This window comes from Dellaglioa sp. CoH-55-MRSF-6, from assembly GCF_056782215.1.
Genome location: NZ_JBXAYJ010000017.1, coordinates 1 through 486 on the forward strand (window position 1 = coordinate 1; position 486 = coordinate 486).

General features: G+C 48.1%; 4 tRNA genes. All 4 read left to right on the forward strand.

Annotated elements, in window-relative coordinates:
* Window positions 1–72, forward strand: a tRNA-Pro gene (locus tag AC1RPK_RS07590).
* Window positions 73–112: 40 nt separating this feature from the next.
* Window positions 113–186, forward strand: a tRNA-Met gene (locus AC1RPK_RS07595).
* 19 nt (window positions 187–205) lie between these two features.
* Window positions 206–279: transfer RNA gene (locus tag AC1RPK_RS07600), tRNA-Ile, on the forward strand.
* 39 nt (window positions 280–318) lie between these two features.
* A tRNA-Ser gene (locus AC1RPK_RS07605) sits at window positions 319–408 on the forward strand.
* The last annotated feature ends 78 nt before the right edge of the window (window positions 409–486 follow it).

Genomic DNA, 486 nt, shown 5'->3' on the forward strand with positions numbered 1-486 from the left:
GGAAATAGCTCAGCTTGGTAGAGCACCTGGTTTGGGACCAGGGGGTCGCAGGTTCGAATCCTGTTTTCCCGATTAATAGATTGCCAAAATTTATTATGTGTTTTTATTTTATGGCGGCGTAGCTCAGCTGGCTAGAGCGTCCGGTTCATACCCGGGAGGTCAGGGGTTCGATCCCCTTCACCGCTATTTTCTACGTAAGAAGCTTGGACCTTTAGCTCAGTTGGTTAGAGCAGACGGCTCATAACCGCCCGGTCGTAGGTTCGAGTCCTACAAGGTCCATTACTTGTAGCTGATTCAAGTAGATTTTTAATTTTTTATGGAGGATTACCCAAGTCTGGCTGAAGGGAACGGTCTTGAAAACCGTCAGGTGGGTCAAACCACGCAAGAGTTCGAATCTCTTATCCTCCTTTTTAATATTATCGCGGGATGGAGCAGTCTGGTAGCTCGTCGGGCTCATAACCCGAAGGTCGTAGGTTCAAATCCTGC